This is a genomic window from Streptomyces sp. SDr-06 (genome assembly GCF_003324565.1).
Taxonomy (GTDB): Bacteria; Actinomycetota; Actinomycetes; order Streptomycetales; family Streptomycetaceae; genus Streptomyces.
The window spans coordinates 119,719-137,313 of the sequence record NZ_QOLA01000018.1 but is presented as its reverse complement, the minus strand read 5'-3'; the positions used below and the strand labels follow the sequence as shown (position 1 = coordinate 137,313).

At 72.1% G+C, this 17,595-nt stretch carries 19 protein-coding genes; 13 read left to right on the top strand and 6 right to left on the bottom strand.

Features of this window, described 5'->3' with window-relative positions:
• Positions 1–24 precede the first annotated feature (24 nt).
• Genes DT019_RS29225 through DT019_RS29215 form a run of 3 tightly spaced genes read left to right on the top strand, consistent with a single transcriptional unit; the run spans position 25 to position 2,488 of the window.
• Positions 25–612: a DUF5998 family protein gene (locus tag DT019_RS29225; protein ID WP_053725537.1), complete on the top strand. Its 588-nt coding sequence runs from the start codon at positions 25–27 to the stop codon at positions 610–612.
• Positions 612–1,799 (top strand): alkaline phosphatase family protein, encoded by a 1,188-nt coding sequence (locus DT019_RS29220; RefSeq protein ID WP_114039946.1) that lies wholly within the window; start codon positions 612–614, stop codon positions 1,797–1,799. Before DT019_RS29225 ends, DT019_RS29220 begins: the two co-directional genes overlap by 1 nt.
• A gap of 38 nt (positions 1,800–1,837) precedes the next feature.
• A complete protein-coding gene (locus DT019_RS29215; RefSeq protein WP_114039945.1) occupies positions 1,838–2,488 on the top strand; it encodes a thymidine kinase in 651 nt (216 codons plus the stop codon).
• A 72-nt stretch (positions 2,489–2,560) separates the two neighbouring features.
• On the opposite strand, the gene DT019_RS29210 is transcribed toward DT019_RS29215, so the two are convergent.
• The gene (locus tag DT019_RS29210; RefSeq protein WP_114039944.1) at positions 2,561–3,334 is read right to left on the bottom strand and encodes a VOC family protein; all 774 of its coding nucleotides are present in this window, start codon (positions 3,332–3,334) and stop codon (positions 2,561–2,563) included.
• Positions 3,335–3,545: 211 nt separating this feature from the next.
• Here DT019_RS29210 and DT019_RS29205 point away from each other — a divergent pair, with 211 nt between their 5' ends.
• Entirely contained in the window at positions 3,546–4,394 is an 849-nt protein-coding gene (locus DT019_RS29205) for a sulfurtransferase (protein WP_114039943.1), read from the top strand.
• 144 nt (positions 4,395–4,538) lie between these two features.
• Here the strand turns inward: DT019_RS29205 and sepH are convergent, their stop codons facing one another.
• Positions 4,539–5,582, bottom strand: coding sequence for a septation protein SepH (sepH, locus tag DT019_RS29200; RefSeq protein ID WP_114039942.1), 1,044 nt, complete (start codon positions 5,580–5,582; stop codon positions 4,539–4,541).
• Positions 5,583–6,080: 498 nt separating this feature from the next.
• Between sepH and DT019_RS29195 the strand changes: the two genes are divergently transcribed.
• On the top strand, positions 6,081–7,100 hold the full coding sequence (locus DT019_RS29195) for a hypothetical protein (RefSeq protein ID WP_114039941.1): 1,020 nt from the start codon (positions 6,081–6,083) through the stop codon (positions 7,098–7,100).
• Positions 7,101–7,108: 8 nt separating this feature from the next.
• On the opposite strand, the gene DT019_RS29190 is transcribed toward DT019_RS29195, so the two are convergent.
• On the bottom strand, positions 7,109–8,422 hold the full coding sequence (locus DT019_RS29190; RefSeq protein WP_114039940.1) for a D-arabinono-1,4-lactone oxidase: 1,314 nt from the start codon (positions 8,420–8,422) through the stop codon (positions 7,109–7,111).
• A complete protein-coding gene (locus DT019_RS29185; protein WP_114039939.1) occupies positions 8,388–9,629 on the bottom strand; it encodes an MFS transporter in 1,242 nt (413 codons plus the stop codon). The genes DT019_RS29190 and DT019_RS29185 overlap by 35 nt, the downstream gene beginning before the upstream one ends.
• A gap of 151 nt (positions 9,630–9,780) precedes the next feature.
• Here DT019_RS29185 and DT019_RS29180 point away from each other — a divergent pair, with 151 nt between their 5' ends.
• Positions 9,781–10,938: a ferrochelatase gene (locus DT019_RS29180; protein ID WP_114039938.1), complete on the top strand. Its 1,158-nt coding sequence runs from the start codon at positions 9,781–9,783 to the stop codon at positions 10,936–10,938.
• A gap of 10 nt (positions 10,939–10,948) precedes the next feature.
• Positions 10,949–11,749, top strand: coding sequence for an inositol monophosphatase family protein (locus DT019_RS29175; RefSeq protein ID WP_114039937.1), 801 nt, complete (start codon positions 10,949–10,951; stop codon positions 11,747–11,749).
• 76 nt (positions 11,750–11,825) lie between these two features.
• Here DT019_RS29175 and DT019_RS39835 read toward each other — a convergent pair whose 3' ends face one another.
• A complete protein-coding gene (locus DT019_RS39835; protein WP_189390026.1) occupies positions 11,826–11,996 on the bottom strand; it encodes a hypothetical protein in 171 nt (56 codons plus the stop codon).
• A 345-nt stretch (positions 11,997–12,341) separates the two neighbouring features.
• On the opposite strand from DT019_RS39835, the gene DT019_RS29170 reads away from it, so the two are divergent.
• From DT019_RS29170 to DT019_RS29155, 4 genes are all read left to right on the top strand, one after another.
• Complete coding sequence (locus DT019_RS29170; RefSeq protein ID WP_053725484.1) at positions 12,342–12,995, top strand: response regulator transcription factor; 654 nt, start codon at positions 12,342–12,344, stop codon at positions 12,993–12,995.
• A 5-nt stretch (positions 12,996–13,000) separates the two neighbouring features.
• Positions 13,001–14,239 (top strand): sensor histidine kinase, encoded by a 1,239-nt coding sequence (locus tag DT019_RS29165; RefSeq protein WP_114039936.1) that lies wholly within the window; start codon positions 13,001–13,003, stop codon positions 14,237–14,239.
• 393 nt (positions 14,240–14,632) lie between these two features.
• Positions 14,633–14,929, top strand: coding sequence for a DUF4193 domain-containing protein (locus DT019_RS29160; protein WP_053725482.1), 297 nt, complete (start codon positions 14,633–14,635; stop codon positions 14,927–14,929).
• A gap of 11 nt (positions 14,930–14,940) precedes the next feature.
• Positions 14,941–15,951 (top strand): hypothetical protein, encoded by a 1,011-nt coding sequence (locus tag DT019_RS29155; RefSeq protein ID WP_114039935.1) that lies wholly within the window; start codon positions 14,941–14,943, stop codon positions 15,949–15,951.
• A 12-nt stretch (positions 15,952–15,963) separates the two neighbouring features.
• On the opposite strand, the gene DT019_RS29150 is transcribed toward DT019_RS29155, so the two are convergent.
• Positions 15,964–16,422, bottom strand: coding sequence for a DUF3093 domain-containing protein (locus tag DT019_RS29150; RefSeq protein ID WP_114039934.1), 459 nt, complete (start codon positions 16,420–16,422; stop codon positions 15,964–15,966).
• A gap of 57 nt (positions 16,423–16,479) precedes the next feature.
• Here DT019_RS29150 and DT019_RS29145 point away from each other — a divergent pair, with 57 nt between their 5' ends.
• Together DT019_RS29145 and dut are read left to right on the top strand one after the other, a co-directional pair.
• The gene (locus tag DT019_RS29145) at positions 16,480–17,064 is read left to right on the top strand and encodes a PaaI family thioesterase (RefSeq protein WP_114039933.1); all 585 of its coding nucleotides are present in this window, start codon (positions 16,480–16,482) and stop codon (positions 17,062–17,064) included.
• Complete coding sequence (gene dut / locus DT019_RS29140; protein ID WP_114039932.1) at positions 17,061–17,594, top strand: dUTP diphosphatase; 534 nt, start codon at positions 17,061–17,063, stop codon at positions 17,592–17,594. Before DT019_RS29145 ends, dut begins: the two co-directional genes overlap by 4 nt.
• Position 17,595: the final 1 nt, after the last annotated feature.

Below are 17,595 nucleotides of genomic sequence, written 5' to 3'. Positions count from 1 at the left end.
CGGCGGGCGCTTAAGATGGACCCCATGGCGAAGACCGGTACGACGACCCAGGGGCTCCGCGCGGCGATCGAGCGCAGCGGCTACTACCCGGCCCTTGTGGCCGAGGCGGTGGAGGCCGCGGTCGGCGGCGAACCGATCGCGTCGTACCTGGTGCACCAGGAGACCACCTTCGACGCCAACGAGGTGCGCCGCCATGTGACGGTCCTCGTACTCACCGACAACCGCTTCATCGTCAGCCACACCGACGAGCAGAACGCGGACACCAGCTCCCCGACGCCGTACGCGACCACCTCCACGGAATCCGTGAAGCTCGGCCGGATCTCGTCGGTCGTGGTGAGCCGCGTCGTCGCCAACCCGGAGTCCTACACGCCCGGCACCCTGCCCCGCGAGGTCGTCCTGACCATCGGCTGGGGCGCGGTCGCGCGGATCGACCTGGAGCCCGCCGCCTGCGGCGACCCCAACTGCGACGCCGACCACGGCTACACCGGCAACTCCACCGCCGACGACCTGAGCCTGAGGGTCAGCGAGGCCGGTGACGGCCCGGACACCGTCCGCCAGACCCTGGCCTTCGCCCAGGCGCTGTCCGAGGCGACCGCGGCGACCGGCCGCTGATGGCCCAGCCCGCCTGGCAGGATCCCGAACCCCTCGCCCTCGACACCGCACCCGTCCCCGAGTACGGCACCGGCTCGCTCGCCGATCTGCTGCCCACCCTCGTGGCGGGCCAGGGCGTACCCGGGTTCGAGGCGCGCATCGCCGGGCTCACCCCCGCCGACCGCAACTGCGTCTTCCTCATCGACGGCCTCGGCTGGGAGCAGATCAAGGCCCACCCGGACGAGGCCCCGTATCTGCACTCCCTGCTCGGCACCTCGCGCGGCGGCACCGGCCGGCCCATAACCGCCGGGTTCCCCGCCACCACCGCGACGTCGCTGGCCTCGGTCGGCACGGGACTGGCCCCCGGCGAGCACGGCCTGCCCGGCTACACCGCGCGCAACCCCGACAGCGGCGAGCTGATGAACCAGCTCCGCTGGAAGCCCTGGACCGACCCGCACGCCTGGCAGCCGTACCCCACCGTCTTCCAGCTCGCCGACCAGGACGGCGTGCACACCGCGCAGGTGTCCTCGCCGACCTTCGAGCACACCCCCCTCACCAAGGTCGCGCTCAGCGGCGGCACCTTCCGCGGCAGGCTCTCCGGCGAGGAGCGCATGGACCTCGCGGCCGAGCAACTCGCCGCAGGCGACCGCTCGTTGGTCTACACGTACTACTCCGAGGTCGACGGCAAGGGCCACCGCTTCGGCGTGGACTCCGACGCCTGGCGCGGCCAGCTGATGTACGTCGACCGGCTCGCCCAGCGCCTGGCCGAGCAGCTGCCGCCGCGCGCGGCGCTGTACGTCACCGCCGACCACGGCATGATCGACATCCCCTTCGACGAGCAGTCCCGGATCGACTTCGACGAGGACTGGGAGCTGCGCGCCGGGGTGGCCCTGCTCGGCGGCGAGGGCCGGGCGCGCCATGTGTACGCGGTGCCGGGTGCCGCGTCCGACGTGCTGACCTGCTGGCGCGAGGTGCTCGGCGAGCAGTTCTGGGTCGCGAGCCGCGACGAGGCGATCGCGGCGGGCTGGTTCGGCCCGGCCATCGACGAGCGGGTGTACGGGCGGATCGGCGACGTGGTGGCCGCCGCGCACGACGACGTCGTGATCACCGCCTCGCAGCGCGAACCCCACGAGTCCCTGATGGTCGGCAACCACGGCTCGATGACCGCGGTGGAGCAGCTCGTACCGCTCCTCGAAGTACGCTCGTAACCGACCCCTCCCCAGATCTGAAAGGCCGTCACCCTCCCATGCCCGAGCTGGTGTTCTTCTCCGGAACGATGGACTGCGGAAAGAGCACCCTCGCTCTTCAGATCGAGCACAACCGCTCCGCGCGCGGTCTCCAGGGCATGATCTTCACCCGGGACGACCGGGCGGGCGAGGGCAAGCTGTCCTCCCGGCTCGGCCTGGTGACCGACGCGGTCGAGGCCGCCGACGGCTTCGACTTCTACGCCTACCTCGTCGCCCACCTCTCCAAGGGCGGCCGCTGCGACTACGTGATCGCGGACGAGGCCCAGTTCCTCGCGCCCGAACAGATCGACCAGCTCGCCCGGGTCGTCGACGACCTCGACCTCGACGTCTTCGCCTTCGGGATCACCACCGACTTCCGCTCCAAGCTGTTCCCCGGGTCCCAGCGGCTGGTCGAACTCGCCGACCGGGTCGAGGTGCTCCAGGTCGAGGCGCTGTGCTGGTGCGGAGCCCGCGCCACCCACAACGCCCGCACCATAGGCGGCCGGATGGTCGTCGAGGGCGCCCAGGTCGTCGTCGGCGACGTCAACCAGTCGCAGGACGAGATCGGTTACGAGGTGCTGTGCCGACGCCACCACCGCAGGCGGATGACGAGCGCCTCGGCCCGCGCGGCGGCCCTGTCCCCGGACGTGCTGCCCGTGGCGGCTCCCTAGGAGTCGGCGGGGTGCGCCTGCGCGTCCCGGCGCAGGCCACCGCAACTCCCGTACCGACCGAGGAGGTTGGGGTCAGGGGTTCGATCGTACGAGGGTGAAGACCGAGCCCTCCGGGTCGGCGACCGTCGCCACCCGTCCGCTCGCGCCCTCGCGCGGCTGCTGGAGGACGTGCCCGCCGAGGTCGGCCACCCGCACGGCGGCCTCGTCGACATCGACCACCTCGAAGTACGTCATCCAGTGCGCGCCCTTGTCGCGCGGCAGCGCGTTGCCCACGCCGTGCAGGGAGGCGACCGCGCGGCCCGCCAGGTTCAGCGTCACATAGTCGAAGTCGGCCGACACCACGGCCTCCAGGTCGTAGCCGAACACCGCCTGGTAGAACTTGCCGACCGACGAGGTCTCGCGCGTGACCAGCTCGTTCCACACCGGGGTGCCGGGCGCGCCCGCGATGGCGGTCCCGATGTGCGCGCCCGCCTGCCAGATCCCGAACACCGCGCCCGCCGGGTCCGAAGCGATGGCCATCCGGCCCGCGTCGGCGGCGTCGAGCGGGCCGACGCCGACCGTGCCGCCGCAGTGCCGGATCGTCTCGGCCGTCGCGTCCGCGTCGTCGGTGGCCAGATAGGTGGTCCAGGCGATCGGCAGATGCCGGTCGGGCGGCAGCTGCCCGATCCCGGCGACCTCCTTGCCGTCGAGCAGCGCGCGGACGTACGGGCCGAGCTGCTGCGGGCCGGGGCGGAACTCCCAGCCGAACAGTGCTCCGTAGAACTCCTGGGTCGCGGCCAGACCGTGCACCATGAGACTCACCCAGCAGGGCGTGCCAGGTGTGCGCCGGGTCTCCGACTGGGTCATCGTCACTCTCTCCTCGGCCGTAGCCATACTGCTGCTGGAGGTGCGGTACGGGGAACCTGCGCACCCGGGCCGATGCTTCCACCCCCAGCGCCGCAGCGCGCCCCGGCCGCGCCGTTTTTGGCGCGTTCCCGCAGGAGGATGCCCGTTTTGGGGACTCTCATCCTTTTCCTGGGCGTTACGTTCGCGGTGAACTCTGCGCGAGGATGAGCCCATGAATGCCATCATCTCCGCATCCGAACTCGCGGCCGAGGCGGCCGGACCGCGGCCGCCGGTGCTGCTCGACATCCGCTGGCAGCTGAGCACGGCGAAGGCGGCCGGCGCCGCCCCGTTCGACGGACGTGCCGAGTACGCGGCCGGGCACCTGCCCGGCGCGGTCTTCGTCGACCTCGACGCGGAACTGGCCGGACCGCCCGGATCCGGCGGCCGGCACCCGCTGCCGGACGTGGCCGAATTCGGCCGGGTCATGCGCAGGGCGGGCGTGTCGGCCGGCAGGCCGGTCGTCGTCTACGACGGCGGCCAGGGCTGGGCGGCCGCGCGTGCGTGGTGGCTGCTGCGCTGGACGGGCCACCAGGACGTCCGCGTCCTCGACGGCGGGCTGGCCGCGTGGACGGGAGAGCTCTCCACCGAAATCCCCACGCCCGCCGAGGGCGACTTCCGGCCGGAGCCGGGCGCCCTCAAGCTCCTCGATGCGGACGCGGCGGCGGCGCTGGCCCGCTCCGGACTGCTGCTCGACGCCCGCGCGGGGGAGCGGTACCGCGGGGAGGTGGAGCCGATCGACCGGGTGGGCGGACACATCCCGGGCGCCCACTCGGCGCCGACCACGGAGAACGTGGGCCCGGACGGCCGCTTCCTGCCCGCCGACGAACTGGCCGCCCGCTTCAAGGCCCTTGGCGCCTCGGGCACCGAGGTCGGCGTGTACTGCGGCTCGGGGGTCTCGGGCGCACACGAGGTGCTCGCGCTCGCGGTCGCGGGCATTCCGGCGGCGCTGTACGCCGGTTCGTGGTCGGAGTGGTCGGCGGACGAGTCCCGGCCGGTGGCCACGGGACCCGACCCGCAGTAGCAGGGGGGGGCGGCGCCCCGCGCTCTCAGGGGCGCGGGAGGGTCGAGAGCCCGCACGCGTGAGGCGTGCGGGCCCGGACTCCGTACCGCGCCCGCCGGGCGCGCCACGAGGGGCCCGGGCGGGCGCGGCCCCGCGGTCGAACGTTCAGTCCTGCTTCTTCCGCCGCGTACCGAACACGATCTCGTCCCAGCTGGGGACCGCCGCCCTGCGCCCGGGACGGACCCCGTCCGCCTCGGCCTGCCGGTCGGTGGTGCCGGTGAGCCGGTCGCGGTGACCGGCCACCGTGCGCGGCATCAGGACGTCCGCGTACGCGGCACCCGCACCCGCCGAAGCGGCCGGCGCGGGCGGCTCCTCGACCTCCGGCTCGGCGGCCGGTTCGGTCTCGGGGGGCTCGGGCGGAGCCGTCGGACGCTCGGGCACGACCATGTCGCCGCGGAAGCTCGGCACGGCTTCGAGCAGACTGGTCAGCGAGTCGCTCTCGTCCACCACCGGCTCGGGAGGCGCCACCGGGCGCTCCAACTGCCGGTCCAGGGCGCGGTCCAGCGGCCGGTCGCGGGGCAGCCGGGCGATCCGGGGCACGAACGGGAAGCTCGGTTCCGGAACGGTGGTGAGGGTGTCGTCGGACTCGCCGATCAGCGAGCGGGCCTCGTCGTCGACGGCCTGGACGAGCCGGCGCGGCGGGTCGTAGGTCCAGCTCGCGGAGTGCGGCTCGCCCGCGACCAAGTACACGAGCAGGACTTCCCAGGTGCCGTCGTCGCGGCGCCAGGAGTCCCACTGGGCGCTGTCCTTGTCGGCGCCGCGCAGCAACAGCCGCTCCTGGACGGCCTCGCCGAGCTGGGGCCCGGTGTTCTCGCCCGGACGGCGCACGGGAGTCTTCCGCGCCCGCTCCGCCATGAAGGCGCGCTCGGCGAGGACGGGGCCTTCGAAGCGGCGTACGCGGTCGACCGGAATGCCGGCGAGCTGGGCGACCTCCTCGGCGGAGGCACCGGCTCGTATACGCGCCTGGATGTCGCGCGGGCGGAGGTGGCTCTCCACCTCGATCTCGATCTGTCCGAGGCGCGCTCGGTCGTTGCGCACAGCGGCCCGGAGCCGCTCGTCGATCGGAAGCGTGTACTCCGTGCTGTCCGCAGCCTTGAGCACCAGTCGTGTGCCGTCGTTGGAGACGGCCACGACACGCAGTTCGGGCATGGGGACCTCCCGGGTGGTGCCTGCCGACGTCACGTGCGTCGCTGCTTCCGCTAGTCGAGTGTGGCCTGCCCGGGTGCAGCCTGCCACAACATTGCCGAGTTGCCCGGCGTGTCGGGCATGGGCCCTGGAACGCCGTTATGGCACGGTTACCTTTTCGCAACGCAGAGTGACCGGGCTGGTCACTCTGTGCAGCAGGCGCCCGTGCGGTGCCGCGGCGCCGCCGGTTCGAGTGCCGCGTTCGGCCCCCTCCCGTAGTCCCGGATACCCGTGTGGGACCCGGGGCCCAGGGCTCGCCACAGTACTCCATTCGGGCCACGTGGGTGGACCGGCGCGCCGCCGAAGTTCTCGCGGAGTACGGGAGTTGAACCCGCCCTGACGCCTTCGTGTGCGGTCCGTACGTGTCCTGCTTCACACAATCTCCGGATGCGGAACTATTCCTTTCGCTCAAATGTCCTTTCTCAGTGCAAGGCGGACGAGAAGGGCGAACAGAGGCTGGGAATGAGTGACAGGCCGGACACCGGGACGGAAGAGAAGAAGCGCATCGATCTGAGCGTGCCCCAGGTCGCGGGCAGCGCGCTCGCCGCGGTCACCGCGGCGGTGCTCGCCTCGCAACTGGGCGTGTACGGAACGTTCCTCGGGGCCGGTGTCGTGAGCGTGGTCGCCACCTGCGGCGGCACCATCTTCCAGCACTTCTTCAAGCGGACCGGCGAGCAACTGCGCGAGGTCACCGTCCAGGCCAAGATCGGCTCCCGCCAAGTGCCCGTGATCTCCCCGTACAAGGGGAGGGCGGACGAGACCACGGAGCCGCCGGGACCCGACGCGGACCGCACTCAACTGCTCGGCCGCGTCGACCCCGACAGCACGCAGCTGCTCGGCCGGGTCGACCCGGACCGGACACAACTGATCGGGCCGGCCGACGCCGACCGGACCCAACTGCTCAAGTCGGTCGACGGGACCCAGCTGTTGCCGTCCGGCGCGGGCGCCGCCCGGGAGTTCAACGAGGCCACGGTCCACGGCACCCGGCTGCGTGGATGGAAGCGGCCGCTGCTCGCGGCCGCCGTGGTCTTCGGGGTGTCGATGGGCGGCATCACCGCGTACGAACTGATCTCCGGGGGTGAGGTCGGCGGCAACGGCGGCGGCACCACCCTGACCTCCGTGCTCACCGGCGGCTCCGAGCGGAAGGATCCGCCGGCGCCGTCCGACCCGGGCGGGCGCCACACGCCCTCGCCGGGAACCGGCGGCTCGTCGGACCCGGGTACCGGCGAGGGCGGGACGACCGGAGGCCACTCCTCGACGAAGGGGCCCTCGCCGTCGGCCTCGCCCTCCAAATCGGCCGATCCGGGCTCGGATTCCGGATCGGGCTCCGGCTCGGGCGGTACGACGCCGACTCCGACGCCCACCCCGTCCGGCTCGAAGAGCTCCGGTTCCGGCGATGCCGGGAGCGCGGGGAGTTCCGGAAGCGGGTCCGGCGGCCGGAGCACTCCCGACGGCCGGTCCGGGGCGACCCCCGCTCCGTAGGACCGGGATCAGTCGCCGAGGACCCGGCGGAGATAGCCGTTGGCGAACCGGCGCTCCGGGTCGAGCCGGTCGCGCAGGGCGGTGAACTCGGCGAAGCGCGGGTAGACGTCCGCGAAGTAGGCCGCGTCGCGCGTGTGCAGCTTGCCCCAGTGCGGCCGGCCCGCGTGCGCCGTCATGATCCGCTCGACCGCCGTGAAGTACGCCTGGTACGGCGTGCCCTTGTACATGTGCACGGCTATGTAGGCGGTGTCGCGGCCGGAGGCGGTGGAGAGCGCGATGTCGTCGGCGGGCGCGGTGCGGACCTCCACCGGGAAGCTCACGCGCAGCGGCGAGCGGTCCACCAGGGCCTTGACCTCACGCAGCGCGCCCACGACGGCCTCGCGCGGCAGGGCGTACTCCATCTCCACGAAGCGCACCCGGCGCGGACTTGTGAAGACCTTGTACGGAATGTCGGTGTACGTGCGGGCGGAGAGCGCCCGGCTGGAGACCTTCGCGATCGACGGGATGGTGGCGGGCACCGCCCGGCCGAGCGAACACACCACCTGGAAGAGCCCGTTGGACATGAACTCGTCCTCGATCCACCCGCTCAGCCGCCCGGGCGGGGCGGCGGGCCCGGCGCTGCGGTTGTTGCGCTTGGTGTTGCAGTTGCCGGTGTGGGGGAACCAGTAGAACTCGAAGTGCTCGTTCTCCGCGAAGAGGCCGTCGAACTCGGCGGTGACCCTGTCGAAGGCCATCGGCTCCTCGCGGGCCGTGAGCAGGAAGACCGGCTCCACGGCGAAGGTGATCGCGGTGACGACGCCGAGCGCGCCCAGCCCGATCCGGGCCGCCGCGAAGACCTCGGGGTTCTCCTTCTCGGAGCAGGTGAGGATCGAGCCGTCGGCCGTGACCAGCTCAAGTGCCGTGATCTGGGCGGCGATCGAGGCCGAGTCGCGGCCGGTGCCGTGTGTGCCGGTGCTGGTCGCGCCCGCCACGGTCTGCTCCATGATGTCGCCCATGTTCGTGAGCGACAGGCCTTCCCTGGCGAGCACCGTGTTGAGCCGCTTCAGCGGGGTGCCGGCCTCGACGGTGACGGTCATCGCCGCGCGGTCGATCCCGCGGATGCCGGTCAGCAGGTCGGGGCGTATGAGCACGCCGTCGGTCGCGGCGGCCGCGGTGAAGGAGTGGCCGGTGCCGACCGCCTTCACGCTCAGGCCGTCCTCGGCGGCCCGGCGCACGGCGTCGGCGAGCTCGGCCGCGGAGGCCGGGGACACCTCCCTCGCCGGACGCGCCGTCACGTTCCCCGCCCAGTTACGCCAGGTGCTGCTGCCGTTCGCTCCGCCCATGTGCTTCGAGCCCCTCCCGATGCGTCGCCGGCCTGCGAAGCCGGCGGTACCCCAGGAACGCCACCGCGGCCGCCAGCGTTCCCGACACGCCGGACACCAGGTACCCCGCACCGGCGCCCGCCGCGTCCACCACCCAACCCGCGGCGGAGGAGCCGAGCGCCACACCGACCGCCAGCCCGGTACTGGTCCAGGTCATGCCCTCGGTGAGCTTGCTGCGCGGTACGTGCTGTTCGACGAGGGCCATCGTCGTCACCATGGTCGGCGCGATGGACAGGCCCGCGACAAAGAGCGCCACGGCGAGGAACGGCAGGTTCCCGGCCAGTTGGAGCGGGATCATACTCACCGCCATCGCACAGACACCCACCAGCCACCTGGTCGACGCCGCGCCCTTGAGGCGGAGCAGCCCGAACACGGCTCCGGCGAGGCAGGATCCCAGCGCGTACACGGCGAGCACCAGGCTCGCCATCGCCTTGTGGCCGCGCTCGTCGGCGAAGGCGACGGTGACCACGTCGACCGAGCCGAAGATGGCCCCGGTGGCGACGAAGGTGGCGACCAGGACCTGGAGTCCGCGCGAGCTCAGAGCGGAGCGGCCGGTGTGGTGCTCCTGCGGATGCGGTACGGGCTCGGTGCCGCGCTGGGCGGTCAGCCAGAACACCCCGGCGACCAGGAAGCAGGCGGCGAACAGCGGTCCCGCCTCGGCGAACCAGGCGGTGCAGAGCCCGATGGACAGGATCGGCCCCAGGATGAAGCAGAGCTCGTCGACGATCGACTCCCACGAGTACGCCGTGTGCAGGTTCTGGGCGTCGCCGCGGTAGATGTCGGCCCAGCGCGCCCGCACCATCGAGCCGACGCTCGGCACGCAGCCCGCGCCCGCCGCGAACACGAACAGGGTCCAGTCGGGGGCGCCCCGCTGCGCGCAGACCAGGAGTCCGGCGACGGCGGCGACGGCGACCAGGGTGGCCGGGCGCAGCACCCGGCGCTGGCCGTGCCGGTCGACCAGCCGGGATATCTGGGGGCCGACCACGGCGGCGGACATGGCGAGGGTGGCCGACAGCGCCCCGGCGAGCCCGTAGCGGCCGGTCAGCTGGGAGACCATGGTCACCACGCCGATGCCCATCATCGACAGCGGCATCCGGCCGAGCAGGCCGGCGGCGGAGAACCCCTTGGTGCCGGGGGCGGCGAAGATCGCGCGGTAGGGACTGGGCAACGGGGGCTCCGGGATCCGGCGTGACGCGTGTAATTAATTCCTAAAGCTTACGACGCTGAAGTCGACCGGCGCACCGTCTTTTCCCGCGGCGGTCCCCGGGCCCGTCCGGCTCGGTTCTCCGCCTGTCGGAGGCGGATGGCAGGATCGAGTCATGTCCGAACTGCGTGATCCAGCTCCGGGAGCGGCCGCGGCCGCCGACCCGTACGACGCCTTGCTGCTGCTCTCCTTCGGCGGCCCCGAGGGCCCCGACGACGTGGTCCCGTTCCTGGAGAACGTGACGCGCGGCCGCGGCATCCCCAAGGAGCGGCTCAAGGAGGTGGGGCAGCACTACTTCCTGTTCGGCGGGGTGAGCCCCATCAACGAGCAGAACCGCGCGCTGCTCGACGCGCTGCGCAAGGACTTCGCCGCGAACGGCCTGGACCTGCCGGTCTACTGGGGCAACCGGAACTGGGCGCCCTACCTCACCGACACCCTGCGCGAGATGGTCGCCGACGGCCGCCGCCGCATCGCGGTCCTGGCCACCAGCGCGTACGCCTCGTACTCGGGCTGCCGCCAGTACCGCGAGAACCTGGCGGACGCGCTGGCGACGCTGGAGGCCGAGGGGCTCCAGCCGCCGAGGGTCGACAAGCTGCGGCACTACTTCAACCACCCGGGCTTCGTCCGCCCCATGATCGACGGCGTCCTGGCCTCGCTCGCCGAGCTGCCCGAGGACGTCCGCGCGGGCGCCCACCTCGCCTTCACCACGCACTCCATCCCCGAGGCCGCGGCCGACACCTCCGGGCCCGTCGAGGAGCACGGCGAGGGCGGCGCCTATGTGCGCGAGCACCTCGACGTGGCGCGCGTCATCGCCGACGCGGTCCGGGCCGAGACCGGCGTCGAGCGGCCCTGGCGGCTCGTCTACCAGTCCCGCTCCGGCGCCCCGCACATCCCCTGGCTGGAGCCCGACATCTGCGACCACCTGGAGGCGCTGCACGGATCGGGCGCCCCGGCCGTCGTCATGGTGCCCATCGGCTTCGTCTCCGACCACATGGAGGTCCTGTACGACCTCGACACGGAGGCCACCGCCAAGGCCGCCGAGCTCGGCCTGCCCGTGGCCCGCTCCGCGACCGTGGGCGCCGATCCGCGGTTCGCCGCGGCCGTGCGCGAGCTCGTGGTCGAGCGGGCCGCCGCCGAGCGCGGGCTGCCCGTCGAGCGGTGCGCGCTCGGCGCGCTCGGCCCCTCGCACGACCTCTGCGCGGTCGGCTGCTGCCCGGCCGCGCGCGGCGGTGCCAAGCCCGCGGCCGCCGGTGCCGACAGCCCGTACGCGTAAGGGAGCGACCATGACCGACCCTCTGCACCGCGAACTGCTCGGCCTCGCCCTGGAGGCCGCCCGGCGGGCCGGTGCGCTGCTGCGGGACGGCCGCCCGGCCGACCTCGCGGTCGCCGCCACCAAGACCAGCCCCATCGACGTGGTGACCGAGATGGACATCGCCGCCGAGAAGCTGATCACCGGATACCTGTCCGAGCACCGCCCGCACGACGGCTTCCTCGGCGAGGAAGGATCCTCGAGCGAGGGCACCAGCGGCATCCGCTGGGTCATCGACCCGCTGGACGGCACCGTCAACTACCTTTATGGGCTGCCCACTTGGGCCGTCTCCATCGCCGCCGAGCAGGACGGCGAGCGGGTCGCCGGCGTGGTCGCGGCCCCGATGCGCGGCGAGACGTACCACGCGGTCCTGGGCGGCGGCGCCTTCGAGGGCGAGCGCCCGCTGCGCTGCCGCCCGCCGGCCCCGCTCGCCGAGTCCCTGATCTCCACGGGCTTCGCCTACGTCCAGTCCGTACGGGCCCACCAGGCGGACGTGGCCCAGCGGTTGATCCCGCGGTTCCGCGACATCCGCCGCGGCGGCTCGGCGGCGATCGACCTGTGCGACGTGGCGGCCGGCCGGCTCGACGGGTACTACGAGCGCGGCCTGAACCCCTGGGACCTGGCGGCCGGCGACCTGATCGCCCGGGAGGCGGGCGCGCTCACCGGCGGCCGCCCCGGCGCGCCCGCCTCCCGCGAGCTCACCATCGCCGCCTCCCCGGACCTCTTCGGCCCGCTCCAGGCGCTCCTGGAGGAGCACGGGGCCTGGCACGACTGAGCGCCGTGCGGTCCTCTCCGGGCATGAAGAAACCCCGGCGCCGTCCCGTGGCGCCGGGGTTTCCCGGTGGATGGGATCAGAGCGCTACGGCTACCTCGACGCCGTGCTCGGCGGCCAGACGACGGAGGTCGTCAAGCTCGGCCTGCTCGACGTCGGCGAGGAAGTCGTCGCCGGTCTCGCGCGCCCGTGTGAGGTCGGTTTCCGTGGTCCTTATGCGCTGCAGCAGTCCTGCGGTGAAAGCGTCCATGGTGCGCCCCCTCGTCGTGGGTCGGTGGCACGGGGGTGTGCCGACGGTGGGTCGCGAGCACGAAGTGCAGATGTGGCATGCCACATACAGGGCGTGATCGCGGGGTGTGCAGTCGTCCTCCCCAAGCCCACTCTCAAAGAAACCTCAACTGCCGCGCCAATCCTGTCCATTCCCGCGAGCGCCACCTTCCGTGGCCGGAAACCGCAGGTCGGCGGCGGGCCCCGGTCCGGCACCGTCTTACCGCCGGTTTACGGGCGTAAGGGGCAGGATGGAAGCGCACAGTCACTGGTTCAGTGCACAGATATGCCCGCGAACGACGCGGGTCCCTAGGGAAGGAAATGCGCCGTGCGCGTACTCGTCGTCGAGGACGAGCAACTGCTCGCCGATGCGGTGGCCACCGGACTGCGCCGGGAGGCCATGGCCGTCGACGTCGTGTACGACGGCGCCGCGGCCCTCGAGCGGATCGGCGTGAACGACTACGACGTGGTGGTGCTCGACCGGGACCTCCCGCTCGTCCACGGCGACGACGTGTGCCGCAAGATCGTCGAGCTGGGCATGCCCACGCGTGTCCTGATGCTGACGGCGGCCGGCGACGTGAGCGACCGCGTGGAGGGCCTGGAGATCGGCGCGGACGACTACCTGCCCAAGCCCTTCGCCTTCACCGAGCTGACCGCCCGCGTGCGCGCGCTCGGCCGGCGCACCACCGTGCCGCTGCCGCCCATCCTGGAGCGGGCCGGCATCAAGCTGGACCCCAACCGCCGTGAGGTCTTCCGGGAGGGCCGCGAGATCCAGCTGGCGCCCAAGGAGTTCGCGGTCCTTGAGGTGCTCATGCGCAGCGAGGGGGCCGTGGTGTCGGCCGAGCAGCTCCTGGAGAAGGCCTGGGACGAGAACACCGACCCGTTCACCAACGTCGTGCGCGTCACCGTCATGACGCTGCGCCGCAAGCTCGGCGAGCCCCCGGTGATCGTCACCGTGCCGGGCTCGGGTTACCGGATCTGACGGGGATGGCCGCCACGCCCGCGCCGCCGACGGCGCCACCCAAGCCCACCTGGGCCCCGAAGTCCCCCGAGCCCCCCTTCCCGTGGCTCAGGCCCACCATCCGCATACGGCTCACGCTGCTCTACGGCGGCATGTTCATGATCGCGGGGATACTGCTCCTCTCGATCATCTACCTGCTGGCCGCCCAGGCTCTCCACACGGGAAGCACCCCGTTCAAGATCGTGGACGGCCAGAACATCGTGGTCTCCAGCGGCAGCTGCCAGCTCCCCGACCGGGGCACCCCGCAGAACTTCAACGACGCCATCAGCGCCTGCATGGCCCAGCAGCGCCAGCACGCCCTCGACAACCTGCTGAGCCGCTCCCTGCTCGCGCTCGTCGGCCTCAGCGTCATCGCCTTCGCCTTCGGGTACGCGATGGCCGGCCGCGTCCTGTCGCCGCTGGGGCGGATCACCCGGACCGCCCGCAGGGTGGCCGGCACCGACCTGACCCGGCGGATCGAGCTGGACGGCCCCGACGACGAGCTCAAGGAGCTCTCCGACACCTTCGACGAGATGCTGGACCGCCTGGAGCGGGCCTTCACCGCCCAGCAGCGGTTCGTCGCGAACGCCTCGCACGAGCTGCGCACCCCGCTCGCGATCAACCGCACCCTGCTCGAAGTGCACCTGTCCGACCCCGGCGCCCCGGTGGAGCTCCAGCAGCTCGGCAAGACGCTGCTGGCCACGAACGAGCGCAGCGAGCAGCTCGTCGAGGGCCTGCTGCTGCTCGCCCGCAGCGACAACGAGATCATCGACCGCAAGCCGGTCGACCTCGCCGAGGTCGCCTCCCGCGCCATCGACCAGGCCAGGAACGAGGCCGACGCGAAGGGCGTGGAGATCCGCGGCGAGCGGAGCCCGGCGGTCGTGCAGGGCAACGGCGTGCTCCTGGAGCGCATCGCCCTGAACCTGGTGCAGAACGCCGTCCGGTACAACATCCCGGAAGGCGGCTGGGTCGAGGTGGTCACCGAGCTCCGGGACGGCCACGCGACGCTGCTCGTGACCAACACCGGACCGGTGGTCCCGGCGTACGAGATCGACAACATCTTCGAGCCGTTCCGGCGGCTGCGCACCGAGCGCACGGGCAGCGACAAGGGCGTCGGGCTCGGCCTGTCCATCGCCCGGTCGGTCGCGCGGGCCCACGGAGGCCGTATCATCGCGGAGCCCCGCGAAGGCGGCGGCCTCGTGATGCGTGTCACCCTGCCTGTCTGAGACGCTGCTCGAAGCTGTTGTGACGGTTCGCTTTGCGCGGAATTTTCGGGACCTGTTCCGAAGAGTTTCGTGTGTGATCAGTCACAAAGGCAAACAACCGGCCACCTACTCTCCGTGATCGGTGAAATCCCCGTAATCCCGGGAAAAGTCCGGGTTTCCAGGGGGTGAGATCACGGGAAGTACACGAGGTGGCGCTGGTGAAGTGCGACATTAGGACCGTGTACGGTCCCGATCGCCATCCAAGACGATCACTCTTGAGGAGTGCGGTTGGGTGTCGATTGAGTAACAGACCTTGATGTGAGGCAAAATCTCCGCCTCAGGTCGGGCACAAGTCCGGCCTCTCACGCGTTACGTGCGCTGAGACACCGCAACCACCCAGAGGGGGAGAGCGACATGGCAACGGACTACGACACCCCACGCAAGACCGACGACGACGTCGATTCCGACAGCCTTGAAGAGCTGAAGGCCCGGCGCAACGACAAGTCCACCTCGACCGTCGACGTCGACGAGTACGAGGCCGCCGAGGGCATGGAACTGCCCGGCGCGGACCTGTCCAACGAAGAGCTCGCCGTCCGCGTCCTGCCCAAGCAGGCCGACGAGTTCACCTGCATGAGCTGCTTCCTCGTGCACCACCGCAGCCAGCTGGCCCGCGAGAAGAACGGCCAGCCGATCTGCCGCGACTGCGACTGAGCAGGCACGTCGTGGCAGGCGCGAAACCGCCCCGGAAGCGACCGTTCCGGCGACAGGGTGCCCCGGGTTCCACCGAGGCGCCCCAGGGCGGCACAGGCCCGGCAGAAGGCGTGGAAGACCCCGCCCAGCCGGCCCGCCTCCCCGCGGTGAGCGCTGTCGATGGTGCACGTGACGCCGAGCGGGGCCACCAGGCCTCGCTCGAAGCAGCGGGCACGGCACCGGAGACTGAGGAAGAGGCGGGGCCCGCGGCCGGGGCCCGACGCCTGGACGCCCTGCGCAGGGGCGCTCTGGACCGGGGCGTTCCCGCCCTGAAGAAGAGCGTTCCGGTGCTCAAGAAGGGCGTACGCAAGGGCGGCGAGGGCATCAAGGCCTCGCTCGGCCACCTTGCCGATCGCGTTATCGAGATCGCCCCCCGCATTCCCGTGCGGGACCTGGCGACGCTGCGCGCCCACTTCCCCGGCCTCGGTCCGGAGGAGATCGCCGACAAGCTGATCGCGGGCGCCGCCAATGGCACGTCCACGGTCGGCGCGGGAATCGGCGCGGCCGCGATGCTGCCCGTCCCGCCCGCGATGCCCGCCGAGCTGGCCGCGGAGATCACCGGGGTCGCCGCCATCGAGCTGAAGCTCATCGCCGAGCTGCACGAGGTCTACGGAATGCGGCCGCCCGGCACGCTCAAAGAGCGCTCCATGGCCTATCTGACGTCGTGGACCGAGGAGCGGGGAATCGACGTCACCAAGCCGACGACGCTCAATTTCGCGCTCGGCGGCCAGATGAAGCGCGAGCTGCGCCAGCAGATCATGAAGCGCATGGTCCGCAACCTGCCGAACCTGACACCGTTCATGGTCGGCGCGGCCGTCGGCGCCGTGATGAACCGCCGCGACACCAAGAAGGTCGCCGGGCACATCCGGAAGGACCTCCGCGCACGCCAGGTGCCCTGGGACGCGCTGCCCGAGCTGCCGCCCCTGGAGCAGCCCGACGACCCGCTGCCGCCGGGCGCGATGCCCAGGGAGCTCGGCCGCTGAGGAGCCGCCCCCTCAGCCGGCGCGGACGGCGGCCAGCGCCGCCTTCAGCGCCTCGGGATCCCGGGTCGAGAGGTAGACGTACGGAGTCGGGTCGGCCGGGTCCGTGATCTCCACCTTCACCGCCGTCGGGATGTAGGCCCGCAGCAGCATGAACGCGCGCGGATCGGCCTTGTGCAGCCGCCAGGCCCGGGCCTCGTCGGCGTCCAGGACCTCGGCCTCGCCCAGCGCCCGGACCGGAATGCGGGCCTCGCCCGCGACCAGCGTGTCCGGCAGCACCCGGATCCGCACCGAGCCGTACGCGCTCACCACCACCCACGACACCGCCGTGCCGCCCACGAAGCCGGCCAGCATCGGAAGGGTGCCCACCGGCAGCAGCATCAGGGCGCACGCGAAACCGACGAGGACGGAGATGAGCCACCACGACCGGGGCGCGGTGAGGCGTTCTGCGTACTGCGGGGCATTGGGCTGCATGAAAGCTAGCTTGGCACGGCGGGACCTGCGCCTTGACCGCGGGTAAGGTCTGCGGCTGTGACTGCTACATCTGCGTCCCTGACGCCCCCGGCCGACGCCATAGCGCCGGTGCGGCACCCCGAGGCGCCCGCACCCGGCGAACTGCTCGGTGCGCACTACGGGCACTGCTTCGGCTGTGGCGACGGACAGCCCCATGGACTGCACCTGGCCGCGCGGGCGGGCAGCGGCGTGACCGTCACCGCCGAGTTCACCGTGCGCGAGGCCCACCAGGGTGCCCCCGGCCTCGCCCACGGCGGGGTGCTCGCCACCGCCCTCGACGAGACGCTCGGCTCGCTGAACTGGCTGCTGCGGGTGATCGCGGTGACCGGCCGCCTGGAGACGGACTTCGTCCGCCCGGTCCCGGTCGGCACGGTGCTGCACCTGGAGGCCGAGGTCACCGCGGTGGCGGGCCGCAAGATCTACTCCCGGGCCACCGGCCGCATCGGCGGCCCCGAGGGGCCCGTGGCGGTCCGTGCCCAGGCCCTCTTCATCGAGGTGAAGGTGGACCACTTCATCGACAACGGACGCCCGGCCGAGATCCAGGCCGCGATGTCCGACCCCGACCAGGTCAGGCGCGCCCGCGCCTTCGAGGTGAACCCGTGAGCCGTGAACCCGTAGATGTCCTCATCCGCCGTGTGGACCCGGAGGTGCCGATCCCGGCGTACGGGCACCCGGGCGACGCCGGTGCGGACCTGGTGACGACCGAGGCCGCCGAGCTCGCCCCGGGCGAGCGGGCCGTCCTGGCGACCGGCGTCTCCATCGCGCTGCCCGACGGGTACGCGGCGTTCGTGCACCCCCGCTCGGGGCTCGCGGCCCGGTGCGGTGTCGCCCTGGTGAATGCCCCGGGGACGGTGGATGCCGGGTACCGTGGGGAGATCAAGGTGATCGTGGTCAACCTCGACCCTCGCGAGAGCGTTCGGTTCGAGCGTTTCGACCGCATTGCCCAACTGGTCGTCCAGCAGGTCGAGAAGGTGCGCTTCCACGAGGTGGCGGAGCTTCCCGGCTCGGCGCGGGCCGAGGGGGGCTTCGGGTCCACGGGCGGTCATGCGGCCGTGGACGGTTCGGCCGCCGGTGGCGGCACTACGGGTGGGAATCGATACGCTTCGGTCGTATCCGACCGGGAAGGACAGTGAC

Excerpts from the sequence above, each read along its gene's own strand:
- DT019_RS29225 (WP_053725537.1), top strand. The coding sequence starts at position 25 with ATGGCGAAGACCGGTACGACGACCCAGGGGCTCCGCGCGGCGATCGAG.
- DT019_RS29220 (WP_114039946.1), top strand. The coding sequence starts at position 612 with ATGGCCCAGCCCGCCTGGCAGGATCCCGAACCCCTCGCCCTCGACACC.
- DT019_RS29215 (WP_114039945.1), top strand. The coding sequence starts at position 1,838 with ATGCCCGAGCTGGTGTTCTTCTCCGGAACGATGGACTGCGGAAAGAGC.
- DT019_RS29210 (WP_114039944.1), bottom strand. The coding sequence starts at position 3,334 with ATGACCCAGTCGGAGACCCGGCGCACACCTGGCACGCCCTGCTGGGTG.
- DT019_RS29205 (WP_114039943.1), top strand. The coding sequence starts at position 3,546 with ATGAATGCCATCATCTCCGCATCCGAACTCGCGGCCGAGGCGGCCGGA.
- sepH (WP_114039942.1), bottom strand. The coding sequence starts at position 5,582 with ATGCCCGAACTGCGTGTCGTGGCCGTCTCCAACGACGGCACACGACTG.
- DT019_RS29195 (WP_114039941.1), top strand. The coding sequence starts at position 6,081 with ATGAGTGACAGGCCGGACACCGGGACGGAAGAGAAGAAGCGCATCGAT.
- DT019_RS29190 (WP_114039940.1), bottom strand. The coding sequence starts at position 8,422 with ATGGGCGGAGCGAACGGCAGCAGCACCTGGCGTAACTGGGCGGGGAAC.
- DT019_RS29180 (WP_114039938.1), top strand. The coding sequence starts at position 9,781 with ATGTCCGAACTGCGTGATCCAGCTCCGGGAGCGGCCGCGGCCGCCGAC.
- DT019_RS29175 (WP_114039937.1), top strand. The coding sequence starts at position 10,949 with ATGACCGACCCTCTGCACCGCGAACTGCTCGGCCTCGCCCTGGAGGCC.
- DT019_RS39835 (WP_189390026.1), bottom strand. The coding sequence starts at position 11,996 with ATGGACGCTTTCACCGCAGGACTGCTGCAGCGCATAAGGACCACGGAA.
- DT019_RS29165 (WP_114039936.1), top strand. The coding sequence starts at position 13,001 with ATGGCCGCCACGCCCGCGCCGCCGACGGCGCCACCCAAGCCCACCTGG.
- DT019_RS29160 (WP_053725482.1), top strand. The coding sequence starts at position 14,633 with ATGGCAACGGACTACGACACCCCACGCAAGACCGACGACGACGTCGAT.
- DT019_RS29150 (WP_114039934.1), bottom strand. The coding sequence starts at position 16,422 with ATGCAGCCCAATGCCCCGCAGTACGCAGAACGCCTCACCGCGCCCCGG.